The organism is Escherichia fergusonii ATCC 35469 (genome assembly GCF_000026225.1).
Lineage (GTDB): Bacteria > Pseudomonadota > Gammaproteobacteria > Enterobacterales > Enterobacteriaceae > Escherichia > Escherichia fergusonii.
The window spans coordinates 1,041,441-1,060,790 of the sequence record NC_011740.1 but is presented as its reverse complement, the minus strand read 5'-3'; the positions used below and the strand labels follow the sequence as shown (position 1 = coordinate 1,060,790).

Genomic DNA, 19,350 nt, shown 5'->3' with positions numbered 1-19,350 from the left:
GTTTTCGGAGTAATGTGCCGAACCTGTTTGTTGCGATTTAGCGCGCAAATCTTTACTTATTTACAGAACTTCGGCATTATCTTGCCGGTTCAAATTACGGTAGTGATACCCCAGAGGATTAGATGGCCAAAGAAGACAATATTGAAATGCAAGGTACCGTTCTTGAAACGTTGCCTAATACCATGTTCCGCGTAGAGTTAGAAAACGGTCACGTGGTTACTGCACACATCTCCGGTAAAATGCGTAAAAACTACATCCGCATCCTGACGGGCGACAAAGTGACTGTTGAGCTGACCCCGTACGACCTGAGCAAAGGCCGCATTGTCTTCCGTAGTCGCTGATTGTTTTACCGCCTGATGGGCGAAGAGAAAGAATGCGTAAAAGGTCGGTTTAACCGGCCTTTTTATTTTGTGATATGTATGAAGTACTTTGCAAGTATAAGTCCGTAACTTGTCTCGATGTAGATATACTGCACAACTTGTTTACAGTATGAGCAAACAATAATTATCATTAAAATTCTTCTTGACCGTTTTACTCCAACTCCCTATAGTAGCGCCCCGTTGCCACCCATGAGGTTTGGCAGCCAAACAATTTGGTGAGGTGTCCGAGTGGCTGAAGGAGCACGCCTGGAAAGTGTGTATACGGCAACGTATCGGGGGTTCGAATCCCCCCCTCACCGCCATATTTAAAGAAGAGCTCGTACGAAAGTACGAGCTTTTTTTTCGCATTTTATCTGCCTGTACGGCAGTGAACATGGTGGGCGGGTGGAGTATGTTACCAGTGAATTTCTAAGCTGCCTGTACGGCAGTGAACTCGCAAAGGGCTTTTCTGCCATATTCACCATTTTTCTAAGCTGCCTGTACGGCAGTGAACTCAAATACTACACGTTTAGCCCGTTGTTAATAAAGCAAAACCATCTCATTTTCCTGCTGCAACCCTTTTTTATCCTTACCTTCCCGCAGCATTAATTATCAACAACTTACTATCATCATCAAAAAAAAGGTCTGGACCACCTCCCCCCATAAACAAAAAGTCCGTAACCCCTGACGAGATTACGGACTTCATCATCCTACCTGACAATCAGATTAATGCGCTGCTTCCGGTTTGTGCTTTTGCGCACTCTGGAACCCGTAGGTCAGCTCATTTTTCTCTTTATCCAGCGCGACGGTGACCTGACCGCCATCCACCAGCGAACCAAACAGCAGTTCGTTAGCGAGCGGTTTTTTCAGGTTGTCCTGGATGACACGTGCCATCGGACGTGCGCCCATCGCCCGGTCGTAACCTTTCTCAGCAAGCCAGTTACGCGCTTCCTGACTCACTTCCAGGGAAACCCCTTTCTGATCCAACTGAACCTGTAACTCGACGATGAACTTATCCACTACCTGATGGATCACGTCGGTTGACAGATGATCGAACCAGATAATGTTGTCGAGACGGTTACGGAATTCCGGCGTAAAGATCTTCTTGATCTCTTCCATCGCATCGGTGCTGTTGTCCTGGTGGATAAGACCAATCGATTTACGCTCAGTTTCTCGTACCCCAGCGTTGGTGGTCATCACCAATACCACGTTACGGAAGTCTGCTTTGCGTCCGTTGTTATCGGTCAGCGTACCGTTATCCATCACCTGCAACAGAATGTTGAACACGTCTGGATGCGCTTTCTCGATTTCGTCCAGCAGCAGTACCGCGTGCGGATGCTTGATTACCGCATCGGTCAGCAGACCACCCTGATCAAAACCAACGTATCCCGGAGGCGCACCAATCAGACGGCTAACAGTATGACGTTCCATATACTCGGACATATCAAACCGCAGCAGCTCAATCCCCAGCGCTTTAGCCAACTGCACCGTTACTTCGGTTTTCCCTACCCCGGTTGGCCCGGCAAAGAGAAACGAGCCAACGGGTTTATGATCATGCCCCAGACCTGCACGGGACATTTTGATCGCCTCTGTTAACGCTTCTATCGCTTTGTCCTGACCAAACACCAGCATTTTCAGGCGATCACCCAGGCTCTTCAGCGTGTCACGATCACTCTGAGAAACACTCTTCTCTGGTATACGGGCAATACGCGCGACCACAGACTCAATATCTGCAACATTAACCGTTTTCTTGCGTTTGCTCACTGGCATCAGACGTGCACGAGCGCCCGCTTCATCGATAACGTCAATGGCTTTATCCGGCAGATGACGGTCGTTAATGTATTTCACCGCCAGTTCCACCGCCGCACGAATCGCTTTTGCGGTATACCGCACATCGTGGTGCGCTTCATATTTCGGCTTCAGGCCATTAATGATTTGTACCGTTTCGTCAATGGACGGCTCGGTAATATCAATTTTCTGGAAGCGACGCGCCAGAGCACGGTCTTTTTCGAAAATATTGCTGAATTCCTGATAAGTTGTGGAGCCGATCACCCGGATCTTGCCGCTGGAAAGCAAAGGTTTGATCAGGTTAGCTGCATCCACCTGGCCACCGGAAGCTGCGCCCGCACCAATGATCGTATGGATCTCATCGATAAACAGAATGCTGTTGGTATCCTGCTCCAGTTGTTTGAGCAACGCTTTAAAGCGTTTTTCAAAGTCACCACGATATTTGGTGCCAGCCAGTAACGAACCGATATCCAGTGAATAGATAGTGCAATCGGCCATTACTTCCGGTACGTCGCCCTGAACGATACGCCAGGCCAACCCTTCGGCGATTGCAGTTTTACCGACACCAGATTCCCCCACCAGCAGCGGGTTATTTTTCCGTCTACGGCAAAGAACCTGAATCGCGCGCTCCAGCTCTTTTTCGCGACCAATCAGAGGGTCGATCCCCCCTACGCGAGCAAGTTGGTTGAGATTAGTCGTGAAATTCTCCATCCGATCCTCCCCGCCCGTTTGCTCTTCGCTACCTGGCTGGCTTGCGGAATCAGAAGAGGACTGACTCGGCTCATCTTTACGCGTCCCGTGGGAAATAAAGTTAACCACGTCAAGGCGGCTGACTTCATGTTTACGCAGCAGGTAAGCCGCCTGAGATTCCTGTTCGCTAAAGATGGCAACCAGCACATTAGCACCGGTAACTTCACTACGCCCGGAGGACTGAACATGGAAGACGGCGCGTTGCAGCACACGCTGAAAACTTAGCGTCGGCTGGGTATCACGCTCTTCTTCACTGGCAGGCAGTACGGGTGTGGTTTGTTCAATAAAGGCTTCTAACTCCTGACGGAGCGCTACCAGATCGACAGAACATGCTTCCAGCGCTTCACGCGCAGAAGGGTTACTGAGCAGCGCCAGTAACAAGTGCTCGACGGTCATAAACTCATGACGGTGCTCGCGCGCTCTGGCGAAAGCCATGTTTAAACTGAGTTCCAGTTCTTGATTGAGCATAGGCACCTCCCCCAATTTTTATGCCTGCATTCAGGCTTTTTCCAGCGTACACAACAATGGATGCTCGTTCTCCCTCGCATAGTTGTTCACCATCGCCACTTTGGTTTCCGCGACTTCAGCAGTAAAGACGCCGCAAATGGCTTTGCCTTGATAGTGAACAGTAAGCATCAGTTGTGTTGCACGTTCTACATCATAAGAAAAGAATTTTTGTAACACGTCAATAACAAACTCCATCGGAGTGTAATCATCATTGACTAATATCACTTTATACATAGATGGCGGTTTTAGCGCGTCGCGAACTTTGTCTTCCGCCAGTTGGTCAAAATCGAGCCAGTCGTTAGTTTTACTCATTGTCAGTGATCATCTTCAGTTACGGTTATCGGCAGCGCCTGCACCTGACATGAGCGGATAAGAATTATCAATTTACTCCATCTAATAGATAACTATCATCTATCATTGGCATCCGCGACATCTGTCACATTCCCGGCAATAGCGTTAACTGCTTCAAATTTTTGATTCTTTTTTACCCTTTCTACGTTGTATCCCGCTTGACGCAACGCCTTATTTCTCTAAATTGTATCACGAGAGCTGGCGAGGTTTTGCACATCCCCCTCCACTCCACCACTGATTCATTCCATCTTACCTGTATAAGATTTACGAAGGATGTCGAAGCATGGAAAAGGGTACTGTTAAGTGGTTCAACAATGCAAAAGGGTTCGGTTTTATTTGCCCTGAAGGTGGAGGCGAAGATATTTTCGCGCATTACTCCACAATAAAAATGGATGGTTACAGAACGTTAAAAGCTGGCCAACCAGTCCAGTTTGATGTTACTCAGGGACCAAAAGGCAATCATGCCAGCGTCATTGTACCCTATGAAGCTGAAGCCATTGCATAGGTGATCAGTTTCATTGTGTACATCACTCAAACAAAATGCCAGCCCCATCGGCTGGCATTTTTATTTCTGTTTCTTGCATACTCTAAGTAATTCGCGTTGCAGGAGCCTGGCTGCCGTAAGCGGCTGGGGTGAAAGACAAATCCGCAGGCACAGCACATTCAGCCTGAAGTATGATGAGTGTAGCTCTTCCTGCTATAGATCTGACCTCTTCCGACATGACTCATTCGCGGGCCAACGCTTCTACCGGGTCCAGTCGTGAGGCATTTCGTGCCGGTAACCAGCCGAACAATATACCGGTAATTGTAGAACACAAAAATGCCGTTAAGAGCGCCACTGGCGAGAAGCCAATTTCCCAACCAGGCAGGAAGAGTTGCAATGTGAACGCGATCAATAACGATAAACAGATCCCCAGTGCACCACCAATCAGACATACCATGACAGCCTCTATCAGAAACTGCTGGAGAACATCACTGGCACGCGCGCCTACTGCCATTCGGATACCGATTTCACGCGTTCGCTCGGTAACAGAAACCAGCATAATGTTCATCACACCAATCCCACCGACAACCAGTGAAATGACCGCCACCAGAGTTAAAAAGAGTTGTAAAGTGCGAGTGGTTTTTTCAGCGGTTTTAAGAATGCCGTCCATGTTCCAGGTAAAGAAATCTTTTTTACCATGGCGCAAAGTCATTAAGCGCGTTAATTGCTGTTCTGCCTGAGCGCTGTCATAGCCCTCTTTCACTCTTACAGTAATGGAGTTCAGCCAGGACTGCCCCATCACCCGGCTTGCCATTGTGCTATAGGGCAACCACACACGAAGTATTTTACTGCTGCCAAACATCGACTGCTTTTCTTCAGCGACCCCAATCACCGTAGCAGGCATGTTACCGACCAGGATGACCTCCCCCACAACGTTTGCTTTATGGGGAAAAAGTTGTCGGCGGGTATTATTGTCGAGTACCACAACTTGCGCCCTGGCATTGAGTTGTTCTTTGTTAAAGGTATTCCCTTCACTGAACGTCATGCCGTAAACATTAAAATAATCGCCACTGACACCATTAGCTGCAGCCGCCACATCGATATTGCCATAACGCAGTCGAACATTTTGCGATACTGCTGGCGTCGCGGAAGCAACCCATGATTGTTTTTGGATGGCCGCCAGATCGTCATATTTTAATGCCTGTTGATACTGAGGATCGTCATCCCCAAAATCCTTTCCCGGATAGATATCAATTGTATTTGTACCGATGGAGCGGATATCCGCTAACACCATTTGCTTTGCTGCATCTCCGACCACCACAATCGATACGACCGACGCAATACCAATAATAATGCCGAGCATTGTGAGTAAAGTGCGCATTTTATTGGTTGCTAATGCCAGCCAGGCCATAGTCAGAGCTTCGCGAAAGCCAGCAATAAACTGTCGCCAGCCAGAACGGGGTTGTGCTGATGAGTCTGAAAAAGTTTGTGCAATAGCGCTATTTTTCGCTGGGGGATTACTCACGATTTCGCCATCACGAATTTCGATCACCCGTTCAGCCTGTGCCGCAACATGGGGATCATGGGTGACAATAATCACCGTATGCCCACGCTCACGCAGTTGGTGAAGAATCGCCATTACTTCTTCACCTGAATGGCTGTCCAACGCCCCGGTAGGTTCGTCGGCTAAAATAACCTGACCGCCATTCATCAGCGCACGGGCAATACTGACTCGCTGCTGTTGCCCGCCAGAAAGTTGTGCCGGACGATAATCCACGCGTTCGCCTAATCCGAGGCGTTGCAATAATGCCTGCGCCCGCGCTTCTCGCTGTTTACGCTCAATACCAGCATAGACAGCGGGTACTTCCACGTTTTGAAGCGCCGTAAGGTGTGACAACAAATGATAACGCTGGAAAATAAAGCCAAAATGTTCGCGGCGAAGTTGCGCCAGTGAGTCACTATCCAGTGTGGAAACATCCTGACCCGCCACTTTATAAATACCGCTGGTGGGTTTATCCAGACAACCGAGGATATTCATCAGTGTTGACTTGCCGGAACCAGACGCACCAACAATCGCCACCATCTCCCCGGCATTGATTGTCAGGTTGATCCCTTTAAGCACCTCAACCACGTCTTCGCCTGATGGGAAGCTGCGGCGGATATTACTGAGTTCAAGCAGTGGCGTCATTTTGCTGCTCCGGGATTCCCTTCACCGATCACCACTTCGTCGCCCGCTTCCAGTCCTTTAACAATTTCCACATCGGTGTCGTTACGGGCACCAATAACCACTTCCCGTTCCCGGGTTTCGCCATTGCGTAACAAAGTGACTTTATAACGGTTATCTCCCACGGGATCGCCCAGTGCAGACAGCGGAATAGTCAGTACATTTTTTACTTCGGCAAGCTGAATATGCACCTGGGCTGTCATATCGAGACGCAGCACGCCTTGCGGATTTGGCACCTCAAAACGGGCGTAATAAAAAATAGCATCGTTAACTTTTTCTGGGGTCGGCAGAACATCTTTGATTCGCCCCTCGTAACGTGTTTGTGGATCGCCCAACACAGTGAACCATGCCTTTTGCCCCGGTTTTAGATGAATAACATCCGCTTCTGAAACCTGAGCCTTTACCAACATAGTGCTCATATCTGCCAGCGTCAGAATGTTTGGAGCCTGCTGAGCAGCAATGACCGTCTGGCCTTGAAGCGTGGTGATTTGCGTCACTTCGCCAGCCATCGGGGCCACAATTCGGGTGTAATCGAGATTAGTTTTAGCGGTATCCAGTGATGCCTGGTTACGCTTAATTTGCGCATCGATGGTGCCAATCTGAGCCTGCTTCACCGCCAACTCTGTCACTGCGGTATCCAGATCCTGTTGTGAGATTGCCTGGGTTTGCGCCAGTTTCTGTTGGCGGGATAACGTTACCCGTGCCAGTTTCAGTTCGGCCTCGGCCTGCTGACGTTGCGCCCGCAGCTCCATTAGCGTCGCTTCCACTTCTTTAATCTGGTTTTGCGCCTGTTCAGGATCGATAATCCCCAGTAGCTGATCTTTTTTGACTTTGTCACCAATAGCTACCGACAGCGTTTTCAACTGACCGCTCACCTGTGCACCAACATCGACTTTACGTAATGCATCCAGCTTTCCGGTGGCCAGCACACTTTGCTGTAGCTCTCCTGGGCGCACAATTAATGTCTGATATTTCGGCTCTGGCGCATTCAGCGTTTTCCAGAGCACCATAAGCCCACCCAAAATAACAATGGCTGCTATCAGATAACGTTTTTTAAACCTTTCCCTCATTCGCATACAGCTCCTGAATTCATCGTCGTTCTCACCTGTATGAACAGTAAAACTTCAACCAAACATCAACAAAACCACAAAGTCACGGTGAGTAATCGCTTTATTGATTTTTGGTTAAGTTTGTCAATGCTGGAATTGGGCTACGACTTTATATTGGATTGGTGAATATGTCGCAGCTAACTGAAAATACCTTTTCTCCTGGCAAATCTCTAAACAGTCGGACCCTTTTCTTCCGTCTGGCAAGCGGCGAATTGCGTCCTGGTAAATTTTGGCATCGACGCAAATTCCGCCAAAAATTTTTGCTGCGGTCATTGCTTATGCCACGACTTAGCATTGAGTGGATGAATGAACTCTGCCAGATGCCGCATATTAACGCGTTACTGGTGCGCCAGCCACGGCTACCTGTTCGTCTCCATCGTCCCTATCTGACGGTGAGTTTTAACCGTCAACAATTGCTTGCGGCGTTGCGCTATCACTATGCCTTATTACGTAACGTAATGTCAGCCGAAGAATTCAATTGCTATCTGAATACTCCAGGCCTGCAACTGGCGCAGCTGGAAGGCAAAAATGGCGAACGCTATACGCTGGAATTGACCATGATGATCTCTATGGACAAAGAAGGCGACAGTACGATCCTCCTGCGAAATGATGAAGGTATTCCGCTGGCAGAAATCACGTTTACACTGTGTGAGTACCAGGGCAAAAGAACGCTGTTTATTGGTGGGCTGCAAGGCGCGAAACCAGAAATTCCTCATCAGGCAATTCAGGATGCGACAAAAGCCTGCTCGGGGCTATTTCCTAAACGTCTGGTTCTGGAAGCTGCGTGTCGCCTTGCGAATCGCCTGAGAGTTGAACAAATTCTCGCGGTCAGCAACGAAACACATATTTACCGCAGCCTGCGTTACCGGGATAAAGATGAAAAAATTCATGCTGATTACAATGCATTCTGGGCCGCGGTGGGCGGTGAGTGCGATAAACAGCATTTTTACCATATCCCGGCGAAAATACCGCGCAAAGATATGGCAGAAATAGCGAGCAAAAAACGTGCGGAATACCGTCGGCGCTATCTTTTGCTCGATACCATTGAAGAACAGATGTCGATGCTATTTCATGCTTAATCTGCCCGGCCGCGTGCCAGCCATACCACCCTGGAGAACATTTTCTTAAACAATACTGGCACTGCATCAACACCACGTCGTCCGGCTTCCATAGCCACTTCGATGGCAAGATCGGGTTTCGAAGAGCGATGGATCGCCTTCGAGATAATTTTGCGCATATTCATCGGTACATTTTGCGGAATTTGCGCCACCCGATGAAAGACATCAGAAAAGCCCTGCCGATACATAAAATGTTCCATATCCAGTGCGGGCAATGCAGTCAAATGTTCATGTTCGGCATCACGATCATTGTTAAGCAAGCTGCGCACTGTAGCGGCATATTTTTTCCCGGCCTCATCACCATCAACCAGAACATGCCATTCGATCCCCATTCGACGGGCAAATTTCACCAACGGTTTTAGACCTGACTGAGCAAACTCAATCACTTTAATCCCCTCAGCGTCAAAGTGATGACCACACTGACGGGCCAGTTCATTGATGACCCAGGTTTCTGTTTCCCCCTCCACCAGCAACCAGCAGCGGGCAAACAGTGAAGAAGCACGGTTAAAGCGAATATGAAAAGCAATCCGTCGGCCATCTTCAGCACTCAATCCCCCCGGCCCCAGACGCCATGCAGCGACACGTGAAGACTCACGCACCAGGCGGCACACATGTTCAACAGGTGTAAGAGAAAGCAACTCACCGGAGTTCGTGGTGGTAATACGCTGCAGAGGCAACAAGTTTAGTAACTGCCAGGCGACCGACAGCATAATTGGATGCAAGCGCGTTTCAGGATCTTCCACCAGCAGCAAGGGTCTGGCATCTCTGTCCAGCCGTATTGTTCCTTTCGCCTGCAATAAAGTGGAGAACAGCCCCAACAAAATCACCCGATGCGTTCGCCCACCGGGGCGGTCAATCATGCGGTTAATGATGTCGAGATAACGCCAACTACGCTGATCATTATTGCCCCGACGACGCATCAGGCGATAGCGCGCCTGCCCTGCGCCTTGCTCGGAAAAATAGTGCTCCAGCAGTTGCACCATTGCCGACAACCCCTGTCGAATCTGCGCATCAGTAAGGTTTTGCGGGCGCGTAGCCAGTTCACGAGCCAGATAATCCAGTTCCCGCGCTGTAACTTCCACATTGGGAACGTTTGGCACCGTGCCATTACGAATGCGCCGCATAAAGCGGGCATCACGCAAACGAAGCACTGGCATTAACCGTACCAGATGCCTCGCCTGCTCGTTAATATCAGCAATCGCCAACGGATGTCCGTCGCCATCGAGGAAGCTACGCAAGGTCATTACGCTACCATCATCGTGGCTTTCCCCTTCAAGGCGATAGAAAACCCGGTGATAGCCATCACGACATGGCGTCCAACACTCAGCCAATGGCTGATAACGGCGCACACGATGCCGTCCCGGTAATGATTCACGAAAAGTAAGGATGATTTGCAGATGATGTTCCCGCCCACCAACATCCCCTGGCGGAAACCAAAAATCATCGCGGTCAAAGTGGTAAAGATCTGATTCAGGAGATAATAAAAGAGTCAGCGCATCCAGCAGGCTGGATTTACCCCATGCGTTCTCGCCGATCAGCACATTATTTTGTTCCAGCATCAGCGACAGACGATTGATACCACGAAAGCCAACTATTTCAACGCGTTCAAGAATCATGTATCCCCCAAATAAAATCCCTCTCCTTAACGCTACCAGCAGTATACCTGGAAAAAATCATCTTCAACGTGACGGCAGTACAGTTATGCGAGCCAACCGACTGAAAAATGTACAATTATATTTTTCAGTCATTCAGACTATTCTCATAATTTACTTTTTCCAGGTAGATTACCCCAGATGGTTTATTTATTTTTCAGCTATTCATTGTTTACATAAAGACAAACTACAATTGTGATTAAGATAAATCAGTTCAATGAACTCGATCACTATGCTCTAAATCAAACTTAGTGGTTTTATTTAACTGGTTAAGTGATAAATCATGTTTCTACAATAATGTTGAGTTATACGTATCTTCTGCGTAAATGTTAAAAAAACAATTACCTTAAACTTCTTGTGGTTAATTTTATCTATTGAGGCAAATATGTTCAGAAAATTAGCAGCTGAATGTTTTGGTACTTTCTGGCTTGTTTTTGGTGGCTGCGGTAGTGCTGTACTGGCCGCAGGCTTCCCGGAATTAGGCATTGGTTTTGCCGGCGTGGCGCTGGCATTCGGTTTGACCGTTCTGACAATGGCCTTTGCTGTTGGTCATATTTCTGGTGGTCATTTTAACCCGGCGGTCACTATTGGCTTATGGGCTGGCGGACGTTTTCCGGCAAAAGAAGTCGTTGGCTACGTAATTGCCCAGGTTGTCGGCGGTATTGTTGCAGCGGCGCTGCTGTATTTAATTGCCAGTGGTAAAACGGGTTTTGACGCGGCAGCCAGCGGCTTTGCTTCTAACGGTTATGGCGAGCATTCACCAGGCGGTTATTCCATGCTTTCCGCGCTGGTCGTTGAACTGGTATTGAGTGCAGGTTTCTTGCTGGTGATCCACGGCGCAACCGACAAATTCGCTCCGGCGGGTTTTGCACCAATTGCCATTGGTCTGGCATTAACGCTGATTCACTTAATCAGTATTCCGGTGACTAACACTTCCGTTAACCCGGCGCGCAGTACTGCGGTTGCCATCTTCCAGGGCGGCTGGGCGTTAGAACAACTGTGGTTCTTCTGGGTGGTGCCAATTGTCGGCGGTATTATCGGTGGTCTGATTTACCGGACCCTGCTGGAAAAACGTAATTAATTAACGCAGAAGGCCTGGCGCAATGTCAGGCTTTTTTTTTAAAATGTTGTTATATGTTGATTCATCATCTTGTTGCGCTCCTTTCATGAGCTAAGCCACATATTGCCACTGACGCAGGGAGCGCGCAGGGGGCGGCCAATCGCCGCCGCCCCCCTGCACCCCCGGGCTCTGGCGAACAAAATCGCCGCTGCGCGGTGCCCTCGACTTATCCCTTGCGGCTACCGGGTCGGGCGCGAGGTAACATATATGGACGCTCCCGGAATGCAATGCTTTCTTCAGTTATGTAATAAAACGGGTAGGTGCAGCCATATATCCGGTTTCTGATGGGATTTTTATCCCGAACCATGATGAAATCCGCCAGGCAGGTACCAATCATCCTCTACGGGCTAACTTGCCCTTGTTACCTCTCGGTGTGTCCTGCCTGCGGTCTTACCTGTTTTGCCATCTTCTGAAGTCACCTGCACCTACCAGGACGTTAACTTTTTTTCAGCACCTCGTCAGATTGACTGACCTTGTGTCAGGCGAGCTGCCGAGGTTGATATTCAGTATTGTGTGACAACATTGACCACATGATCCTCGCTGTTTTTGCCGCCATGGCGACAACAGCTACATTGTAGTGCTTCCGCTCAAGGAGTCCCTGAAGCCAGGAATTCTCCTCAACCGCGCCGTTTCGGTTGACCCAGGCGGTAAGTGCGCGTGCGCCGTGAACCAGCAGGTATCGGAAATATCCATCTCCACGTTTGCTGATCCCTCCCAGTTGCTGTTTCCCGCCGCTGGAATGTTCCTTTGGTGTCAGCCCCAGCCATGAAGCGAACTGCTTTGCGGTACTGAATTGTCGGGCATTACCCACTGCTGCTACCACATAAGTGGCCGTTAGCATGCCAACCCCCGGGATCTTGGCCATTCTCTGGCAGGCTTCCTGCGTTCTATACCAGGAGGCCAGAGCTTCTTCTACCTGTTTAACTTGTTCTTCAAGTTCCCGGATATGTTTAGACTGTCTGTAGATGCTGGTTCTGACAAAGGGAGATAAACCATTTTCGCCATCCTCCAGAATGGCTGGCAGCTCACGTGTTAAATGGCTTTGTCCGGCCGCAATCGTAATACCAAACTCAGCAAGTGTGGCTCTTAAACTATTGGCACAGGCAATCCGCTCACGGATAAGTATTCCCCGTTCAGTGTGTAACGCTAAAACGGCCTGCTGCTCTTCGGTTTTTATCTGAACAAAACGCATATTCGGGCGGGTTACCGCTTCGCAGATTGCTTCAGCATCTGCTGCATCCGTCTTGTTCGTTTTCACATAAGGCTTCACATACTGCGGAGGTATGAGTTTTACCTCATGACCATAGCGGGTGAATAATCGCGCAAAATAATGACTGGATGAGCAGGCTTCCATGCCAATCAGACAAGGTTCCAGTTGAATCACAAACTGAACAAACTTAGCCCGGGTGAGCTTTTTACGCAAAATAGTATGGCCTTCATGATCGACACCATGAAGCTGAAAAACGTTCTTTGCCAGGTCGATACCAAGAGTTGATACTTTCATGTGGACGCTCCTAATTTTTCAGGACGTATTGCAACGATCCAGTCTGGTACTTTGATACCGTAAAATCTGGAGCGTCCATCTCATTATCCCGGTAAAACGCGCCCTCAGCCCACATCCATGTGGGCTGCCCCGGCCTTCAGGGAACGCCTCGGCGATTTTGACGCCACCAACACCGGTGCGGTTTGTAATTAAAGCGCAAGAATATCTTTAAATGAAAAGGAATACCCTACCGATCCTTATGCATAACATTTCCTTTTAATTGCAACTTTACTCATCCTTCTGCTTTCAGTAGTGTGTCATCGCGCATTTCGAATCTTCTTTGCAAGGACTGGGTTTTCATGTTTTCTGGGCTGTTAATCATTCTGGTTCCCCTGATTGTGGGTTACCTCATTCCGCTTCGCCAACAAGCTGCGTTAAAAGTTATTAATCAGCTATTAAGCTGGATGGTTTACCTTATTCTCTTTTTTATGGGTATCAGTCTGGCGTTTCTCGATAACCTCGCCAGTAACCTGTTGGCGATTCTGCATTATTCCGCCGTCAGTATTACCGTTATTTTACTGTGTAATATTGTCGCACTGATGTGGCTGGAGCGAGGCCTGCCGTGGCGCAACCACCATCAGCAAGAAAAACTCCCGTCACGTATTGCGATGGCGCTGGAGTCCCTCAAGCTCTGCGGTGTGGTGGTGATTGGCTTTGCTATTGGCCTTAGCGGATTAGGTTTCTTACAACACGCTACGGAAGCCAGCGAATACACGTTAATTCTGCTACTTTTCCTCGTCGGTATTCAGTTGCGTAATAATGGCATGACCTTAAAGCAGATTGTCCTTAATCGCCGGGGAATGATTGTCGCTGTGGTGGTGGTGGCCAGTTCTTTAATTGGTGGTTTAATTAACGCCTTTATTCTTGATCTTCCCATCAATACCGCGCTGGCAATGGCTTCCGGTTTCGGCTGGTATTCTCTTTCCGGTATTTTATTGACCGAGTCTTTTGGTCCGGTAATCGGGAGCGCAGCGTTTTTTAATGATCTGGCCCGTGAGCTGCTTGCTATTATGTTGATCCCAGGCCTGATTCGCCGTAGCCGCTCTACTGCACTGGGCTTATGCGGTGCGACGTCGATGGATTTCACACTGCCCGTTCTTCAACGTACTGGCGGACTGGATATGGTCCCGGCGGCGATTGTTCACGGTTTTATTCTTAGCCTGTTAGTGCCGATCCTCATCGCCTTTTTCTCTGCATAATACCTCTCTGGCGGTAGATCCCTGCCGCCAAAATTGCGCTAAATCAATCTCCCTTAAAGTTGCATGAAAAATCCCTTTTATCCCCGTGTTAAGCGTCTTAACCTTAAACATGTATATTAAATATAACTTTAAAAGGTGTGATCATGTTTTGTGTGCAATGTGAACAAACTATCCGTACTCCGGCAGGAAACGGCTGCTCATACGCGCAGGGGATGTGTGGTAAAACGGCGGAAACCTCTGACCTTCAGGATTTACTCATCGCGGCGCTGCAAGGGCTTTCAGCCTGGGCGGTAAAAGCGCGTGAATACGGCATCATCAACCATGACGTTGACAGCTTCGCGCCGCGCGCATTTTTCTCAACCCTGACCAACGTTAACTTCGATTCTCCGCGTATTGTCGGCTACGCCCGTGAAGCAATTGCCCTGCGTGAGGCGCTGAAAGCACAGTGCCTGGCTGTAGATGCCAACGCCCGCGTCGATAACCCGATGGCTGACCTGCAACTGGTGAGTGACGATCCCGGCGAGCTGCAACGTCAGGCGGCGGAATTTACTCCCAATAAAGATAAAGCTGCGATTGGCGAAAACATTCTCGGCCTGCGTCTGCTCTGCCTGTATGGCCTGAAAGGTGCTGCCGCCTATATGGAACACGCGCACGTTCTCGGTCAATATGACAACGATATTTACGCCCAGTACCATAAAATCATGGCATGGCTGGGTACCTGGCCTGCCGATATGAACGCACTTCTCGAGTGCTCCATGGAAATCGGCCAGATGAACTTCAAAGTGATGAGCATTCTGGACGCAGGCGAAACCGGTAAATACGGTCACCCGACGCCAACTCAAGTCAACGTCAAAGCAACAGCGGGTAAATGCATTCTGATTTCCGGTCACGATCTCAAAGATCTCTACAACTTGCTGGAACAGACCGAAGGCACGGGTGTTAATGTCTACACCCACGGCGAAATGCTGCCTGCGCATGGCTACCCGGAGCTGCGTAAATTCAAGCATCTGGTCGGTAACTACGGCAGCGGCTGGCAGAATCAGCAAGTGGAGTTCGCTCGTTTCCCTGGCCCCATCGTAATGACCTCGAACTGCATCATCGACCCAACCGTCGGTGCTTATGACGATCGTATCTGGACCCGCAGCATTGTTGGCTGGCCGGGTGTGCGTCATCTGGACGGTGATGATTTCTCAGCAGTTATTGCCCAGGCGCAACAAATGGCGGGCTTCCCGTACAGCGAAATTCCGCACCTGATCACCGTGGGCTTTGGTCGTCAAACGCTGCTTGACGCAGCCGATACGCTGATTGATCTGGTAAGCCGTGAAAAACTGCGTCATATCTTCCTGCTTGGCGGCTGTGACGGCGCACGCGGCGAGCGTCACTACTTCACCGATTTCGCCACCAGCGTGCCGGATGACTGTCTGATCCTGACTCTCGCCTGTGGTAAATATCGCTTTAACAAACTCGAGTTTGGCGATATCGAAGGTCTGCCGCGTCTGGTAGATGCTGGTCAGTGTAACGATGCTTACTCAGCGATTATTCTGGCTGTCACTTTGGCAGAAAAACTGGGCTGCGGTGTCAACGATCTGCCGTTGTCGCTGGTACTCTCCTGGTTCGAACAAAAAGCGATTGTTATTCTGCTGACGCTGCTTTCTCTGGGCGTGAAAAATATCGTTACCGGCCCGACTGCACCTGGCTTCCTGACGCCAGACCTGCTGGCGGTACTGAACGAGAAATTCGGCCTGCGTTCTATCACCACTGTTGAAGAAGACATGAAGCAACTGTTGAGCGCGTAAGGAGTTTGTCGATGACGATGCCAACCAATCAATGCCCGTGGCGGATGCAGGTTCATCACATTACGCAAGAAACGCCGGATGTGTGGACGATTTCCCTGATTTGCCACGATTACTACCCGTATCGCGCCGGGCAATATGCGCTGGTCAGCGTGCGAAACTCAGCGGAAACGCTGCGTGCTTACACCATTTCCTCCACACCAGGCGTGAGTGAATACATCACTCTGACCGTGCGGCGGATTGATGACGGTGTCGGTTCCCAGTGGCTGACCCGCGATGTAAAACGCGGTGACTACCTCTGGCTTTCAGACGCGATGGGGGAATTTACCTGCGACGATAAAGCAGAAGATAAATTCCTGTTGCTGGCGGCCGGCTGCGGCGTCACACCGATTATGTCGATGCGTCGCTGGCTGGCGAAAAATCGCCCGCAGGCGGATGTGCAGGTGTTCTACAACGTGCGTACGCCGCAGGATGTTATTTTCGCCGATGAATGGCGTGACTATCCGGTGACACTGGTGGCGGAAAATAACGTTACCGAGGGTTTCGTTGCCGGACGTCTGACACGTGAACTGCTGACAAGCGTTCCTGATTTAGCCTCTCGTACTGTGATGACCTGTGGCCCGGCTCCGTATATGGATTGGGTAGAACAGGAAGTGAAAGCGCTCGGCGTGACGCGTTTCTTTAAAGAGAAGTTCTTTACGCCAGTGGCGGAAGCAGCAACCAGTGGTCTGAAATTCACCAAACTGCAACCAGCGCAAGAATTTTACGCACCTGTTGGCACGACACTGCTGGAGGCGCTGGAAAGCAATAAAGTTCCGGTTGTCGCCGCCTGCCGTGCGGGTGTTTGCGGCTGCTGTAAAACGAAGGTGGTTTCCGGTGAATATACGGTGAGCAGCACGATGACGCTGACCGACGCCGAAATCGCTGAAGGTTACGTACTGGCCTGCTCCTGCCATCCGCAGGGGGATTTGGTTCTCGCGTAAAGATAACTGCCCGGCACAATTCGCCGGGCAGCTTTAAATGGACAGTAACGTAAAAATTTATCGCCAGGCAGAGTTACCCGCCACGGCATAACGTCCCGCGCCCAGAAACGCGACTGCAAGAGCTGCAACAAAGAAATAAACCAGGCTTTCAATCGCCCAGGCACCGGTTTTATCCAGCATCCCTGTTTTTCCCATTCCCACCATCAACCATGCAACGACCATGGTCAGGGCGATAACAAGAGCAGAAGGTCTCGTCAAAATACCTAATATAATCAGTACTGGCGCAACTACTTCCCCAATAAGTACACCGTAGGCAATAAAACCGGGGAAACCTTTTGCAATCAGCATTCCACTAATACCATCAATCCCGGCAAATAATTTATGCACCCCGTGAAACAGCATTAATCCGCCCACGGCCAAACGTAACAATAATTTGCCAAAATCCTCATGTGTCAGCATTCGGTTTACTGCATTTAACAATGATGCAACCATCTGAATTTAGTCCTTTTATCGTGAAAATGCCATTCGCATCAGCCTTGGGCATTACCGGATTAAAAGCAACTGAAATATCCAGATTTGGCCAGCGTAACAGGCAGCATCTACTAAACTTGTTACCGTTATCACATTCAGGAGATGGAGAACCATGAAACAAACGGTTGCAGCTTATATCGCCAAAACACTCGAATCAGCAGGGGTAAAACGCATTTGGGGAGTGACGGGCGACTCTCTGAACGGTCTTAGCGACAGTCTTAATCGCATGGGCACCATCGAGTGGATGTCCACCCGTCATGAAGAAGTGGCGGCCTTTGCCGCTGGCGCTGAAGCCCAACTTAGCGGGGAACTGGCGGTCTGCGCCGGATCATGCGGACCTGGCAACCTGCACTTAATCAACGGTTTGTTCGATTGTCACCGTAATCACGTTCCGGTACTGGCAATTGCCGCTCATATCCCTTCCAGCGAAATTGGCAGCGGCTATTTCCAGGAAACCCACCCGCAAGAGTTATTCCGCGAATGTAGCCATTATTGCGAGCTGGTTTCCAGCCCGGAGCAGATCCCACAAGTGCTGGCGATTGCTATGCGTAAAGCGGTGCTAAACCGTGGCGTTTCGGTTGTCGTTTTACCGGGCGACGTGGCGCTAAAACCTGCACCGGAAGGGGCAACTACCCACTGGTATCACGCCCCCTTACCCGTTGTCACACCTGAAGAAGAAGAGTTACGCAAACTGGCGCAACTGCTGCGTTACTCAAGCAATATCGCCCTGATGTGCGGTAGCGGCTGCGCGGGGGCGCATAAAGAGCTCGTCGAGTTTGCCGGAAAAATTAAAGCGCCAATTGTTCATGCCCTGCGCGGTAAAGAGCATGTCGAATACGATAATCCGTATGATGTCGGAATGACGGGATTAATCGGCTTCTCGTCAGGTTTTCATACCATGATGAACGCCGACACGTTAGTGCTGCTCGGCACCCAATTCCCCTACCGTGCGTTCTACCCGACCGATGCCAAAATTATTCAGATTGATATCAACCCGGCCAGCATCGGCGCGCACAGTAAGGTGGATATGGCACTGGTCGGTGATATCAAATCGACTCTGCGTGCATTGCTGCCTTTAGTGGAAGAAAAAACCGATCGCAAATTCCTTGATAAAGCGCTGGAAAATTACCGCGATGCCCGTAAAGGGCTGGACGATTTAGCTAAACCGAGTGAGAAAGCCATTCACCCGCAATATCTGGCGCAGCAAATTAGCCATTTTGCTGCCGATGACGCCATTTTCACCTGTGATGTCGGCACACCAACGGTATGGGCGGCGCGTTATCTGAAAATGAACGGCAAGCGCCGCCTGTTAGGTTCTTTTAACCACGGTTCGATGGCTAATGCCATGCCTCAGGCGCTGGGCGCGCAGGCAACCGAGCCGGAACGTCAGGTGGTCGCCATGTGCGGTGATGGCGGTTTCAGTATGTTGATGGGCGATTTTCTCTCAGTGGTACAAATGAAGTTGCCGGTAAAAATTATCGTCTTTAACAACAGTGTGCTGGGCTTTGTGGCGATGGAGATGAAAGCTGGTGGCTACCTGACTGACGGCACCGAACTGCATGACACCAACTTTGCCCGCATTGCTGAAGCGTGCGGCATTATGGGTATTCGCGTGGAAAAAGCGTCTGAAGTCGATGAAGCCCTGCAACGCGCATTCTCCATCGACGGCCCGGTACTGGTAGATGTGGTGGTTGCGAAAGAAGAATTAGCCATTCCGCCGCAGATCAAACTCGAACAAGCCAAAGGTTTTAGCCTGTATATGCTGCGCGCAATCATCAGCGGACGCGGCGATGAAGTGATCGAACTGGCGAAAACGAACTGGCTAAGGTAAAAAGGGTG

General features: G+C 49.8%; 15 protein-coding genes, 1 tRNA gene and 1 pseudogene. 9 read left to right on the top strand and 8 right to left on the bottom strand.

What is annotated here, in order from left to right; genetic code table 11:
- Window positions 1-122: 122 nt before the first annotated feature.
- Window positions 123-341 (top strand): translation initiation factor IF-1, encoded by a 219-nt coding sequence (infA, locus tag EFER_RS05255; protein WP_001040187.1) that lies wholly within the window; start codon window positions 123-125, stop codon window positions 339-341.
- Window positions 342-594: 253 nt separating this feature from the next.
- Window positions 595-682 (top strand) — tRNA-Ser (locus EFER_RS05250).
- A 403-nt stretch (window positions 683-1,085) separates the two neighbouring features.
- On the opposite strand, the gene clpA is transcribed toward EFER_RS05250, so the two are convergent.
- The 3 genes and pseudogenes from clpA to EFER_RS24550 form a co-directional block, all read right to left on the bottom strand.
- On the bottom strand, window positions 1,086-3,365 hold the full coding sequence (gene clpA, locus EFER_RS05245) for an ATP-dependent Clp protease ATP-binding subunit ClpA (RefSeq protein ID WP_000934073.1): 2,280 nt from the start codon (window positions 3,363-3,365) through the stop codon (window positions 1,086-1,088).
- Between the two features lie 30 nt (window positions 3,366-3,395).
- A complete protein-coding gene (gene clpS, locus EFER_RS05240; RefSeq protein ID WP_000047741.1) occupies window positions 3,396-3,716 on the bottom strand; it encodes an ATP-dependent Clp protease adapter ClpS in 321 nt (106 codons plus the stop codon).
- Between the two features lie 95 nt (window positions 3,717-3,811).
- Window positions 3,812-3,883, bottom strand: a pseudogene (locus EFER_RS24550) (hypothetical protein); the annotation flags it as partial.
- A 155-nt stretch (window positions 3,884-4,038) separates the two neighbouring features.
- Here EFER_RS24550 and cspD point away from each other — a divergent pair.
- Window positions 4,039-4,260 (top strand): cold shock-like protein CspD, encoded by a 222-nt coding sequence (cspD, locus tag EFER_RS05235; protein WP_000410783.1) that lies wholly within the window; start codon window positions 4,039-4,041, stop codon window positions 4,258-4,260.
- Between the two features lie 220 nt (window positions 4,261-4,480).
- Here the strand turns inward: cspD and macB are convergent, their stop codons facing one another.
- A complete protein-coding gene (gene macB, locus EFER_RS05230; RefSeq protein WP_000188205.1) occupies window positions 4,481-6,427 on the bottom strand; it encodes a macrolide ABC transporter ATP-binding protein/permease MacB in 1,947 nt (648 codons plus the stop codon).
- Complete coding sequence (macA, locus tag EFER_RS05225; protein ID WP_001242896.1) at window positions 6,424-7,539, bottom strand: macrolide transporter subunit MacA; 1,116 nt, start codon at window positions 7,537-7,539, stop codon at window positions 6,424-6,426. Before macA ends, macB begins: the two co-directional genes overlap by 4 nt.
- 161 nt (window positions 7,540-7,700) lie before the next feature.
- Between macA and EFER_RS05220 the strand changes: the two genes are divergently transcribed.
- Window positions 7,701-8,651, top strand: a complete 951-nt coding sequence (locus EFER_RS05220) for a VirK/YbjX family protein (RefSeq protein ID WP_002431630.1) — start codon at window positions 7,701-7,703, stop codon at window positions 8,649-8,651.
- On the opposite strand, the gene EFER_RS05215 is transcribed toward EFER_RS05220, so the two are convergent.
- Window positions 8,648-10,306, bottom strand: coding sequence for an ATP-dependent endonuclease (locus tag EFER_RS05215; protein WP_000599778.1), 1,659 nt, complete (start codon window positions 10,304-10,306; stop codon window positions 8,648-8,650). The two genes, EFER_RS05220 and EFER_RS05215, sit on opposite strands and share 4 nt — an antisense overlap.
- A gap of 421 nt (window positions 10,307-10,727) precedes the next feature.
- On the opposite strand from EFER_RS05215, the gene aqpZ reads away from it, so the two are divergent.
- Window positions 10,728-11,423 carry an aquaporin Z gene (gene aqpZ, locus EFER_RS05210; RefSeq protein WP_000488716.1) on the top strand — a complete coding sequence of 232 codons (696 nt, stop codon included), beginning with the start codon at window positions 10,728-10,730 and terminating at the stop codon, window positions 11,421-11,423.
- A 517-nt stretch (window positions 11,424-11,940) separates the two neighbouring features.
- Here the strand turns inward: aqpZ and EFER_RS05205 are convergent.
- Entirely contained in the window at window positions 11,941-12,966 is a 1,026-nt protein-coding gene (locus EFER_RS05205) for an IS110 family RNA-guided transposase (RefSeq protein ID WP_000868863.1), read from the bottom strand.
- Between the two features lie 338 nt (window positions 12,967-13,304).
- Between EFER_RS05205 and lysO the strand changes: the two genes are divergently transcribed.
- From lysO to hcr, 3 genes are all read left to right on the top strand, one after another.
- Window positions 13,305-14,204 (top strand): L-lysine exporter LysO, encoded by a 900-nt coding sequence (gene lysO / locus EFER_RS05200; RefSeq protein ID WP_000491145.1) that lies wholly within the window; start codon window positions 13,305-13,307, stop codon window positions 14,202-14,204.
- A 143-nt stretch (window positions 14,205-14,347) separates the two neighbouring features.
- On the top strand, window positions 14,348-16,000 hold the full coding sequence (hcp, locus tag EFER_RS05195) for a hydroxylamine reductase (RefSeq protein WP_000458828.1): 1,653 nt from the start codon (window positions 14,348-14,350) through the stop codon (window positions 15,998-16,000).
- A gap of 11 nt (window positions 16,001-16,011) precedes the next feature.
- Window positions 16,012-16,980, top strand: coding sequence for an NADH oxidoreductase (hcr, locus tag EFER_RS05190; protein WP_000178663.1), 969 nt, complete (start codon window positions 16,012-16,014; stop codon window positions 16,978-16,980).
- A gap of 57 nt (window positions 16,981-17,037) precedes the next feature.
- On the opposite strand, the gene EFER_RS05185 is transcribed toward hcr, so the two are convergent.
- A complete protein-coding gene (locus EFER_RS05185; RefSeq protein WP_000226602.1) occupies window positions 17,038-17,472 on the bottom strand; it encodes a DoxX family protein in 435 nt (144 codons plus the stop codon).
- 151 nt (window positions 17,473-17,623) lie between these two features.
- On the opposite strand from EFER_RS05185, the gene poxB reads away from it, so the two are divergent.
- Entirely contained in the window at window positions 17,624-19,342 is a 1,719-nt protein-coding gene (gene poxB, locus EFER_RS05180) for a ubiquinone-dependent pyruvate dehydrogenase (RefSeq protein ID WP_000815346.1), read from the top strand.
- Window positions 19,343-19,350 lie beyond the last annotated feature (8 nt).

Bases quoted from the DNA above. Each gene is read 5' to 3' on its own strand.
- clpA (WP_000934073.1), bottom strand. From the start codon at position 3,365: ATGCTCAATCAAGAACTGGAACTCAGTTTAAACATGGCTTTCGCCAGA.
- EFER_RS05205 (WP_000868863.1), bottom strand. From the start codon at position 12,966: ATGAAAGTATCAACTCTTGGTATCGACCTGGCAAAGAACGTTTTTCAG.
- cspD (WP_000410783.1), top strand. From the start codon at position 4,039: ATGGAAAAGGGTACTGTTAAGTGGTTCAACAATGCAAAAGGGTTCGGT.
- clpS (WP_000047741.1), bottom strand. From the start codon at position 3,716: ATGAGTAAAACTAACGACTGGCTCGATTTTGACCAACTGGCGGAAGAC.
- poxB (WP_000815346.1), top strand. From the start codon at position 17,624: ATGAAACAAACGGTTGCAGCTTATATCGCCAAAACACTCGAATCAGCA.
- lysO (WP_000491145.1), top strand. From the start codon at position 13,305: ATGTTTTCTGGGCTGTTAATCATTCTGGTTCCCCTGATTGTGGGTTAC.
- infA (WP_001040187.1), top strand. From the start codon at position 123: ATGGCCAAAGAAGACAATATTGAAATGCAAGGTACCGTTCTTGAAACG.
- hcr (WP_000178663.1), top strand. From the start codon at position 16,012: ATGACGATGCCAACCAATCAATGCCCGTGGCGGATGCAGGTTCATCAC.
- macB (WP_000188205.1), bottom strand. From the start codon at position 6,427: ATGACGCCACTGCTTGAACTCAGTAATATCCGCCGCAGCTTCCCATCA.
- macA (WP_001242896.1), bottom strand. From the start codon at position 7,539: ATGCGAATGAGGGAAAGGTTTAAAAAACGTTATCTGATAGCAGCCATT.
- aqpZ (WP_000488716.1), top strand. From the start codon at position 10,728: ATGTTCAGAAAATTAGCAGCTGAATGTTTTGGTACTTTCTGGCTTGTT.
- EFER_RS05185 (WP_000226602.1), bottom strand. From the start codon at position 17,472: ATGGTTGCATCATTGTTAAATGCAGTAAACCGAATGCTGACACATGAG.
- EFER_RS05215 (WP_000599778.1), bottom strand. From the start codon at position 10,306: ATGATTCTTGAACGCGTTGAAATAGTTGGCTTTCGTGGTATCAATCGT.
- EFER_RS05220 (WP_002431630.1), top strand. From the start codon at position 7,701: ATGTCGCAGCTAACTGAAAATACCTTTTCTCCTGGCAAATCTCTAAAC.
- hcp (WP_000458828.1), top strand. From the start codon at position 14,348: ATGTTTTGTGTGCAATGTGAACAAACTATCCGTACTCCGGCAGGAAAC.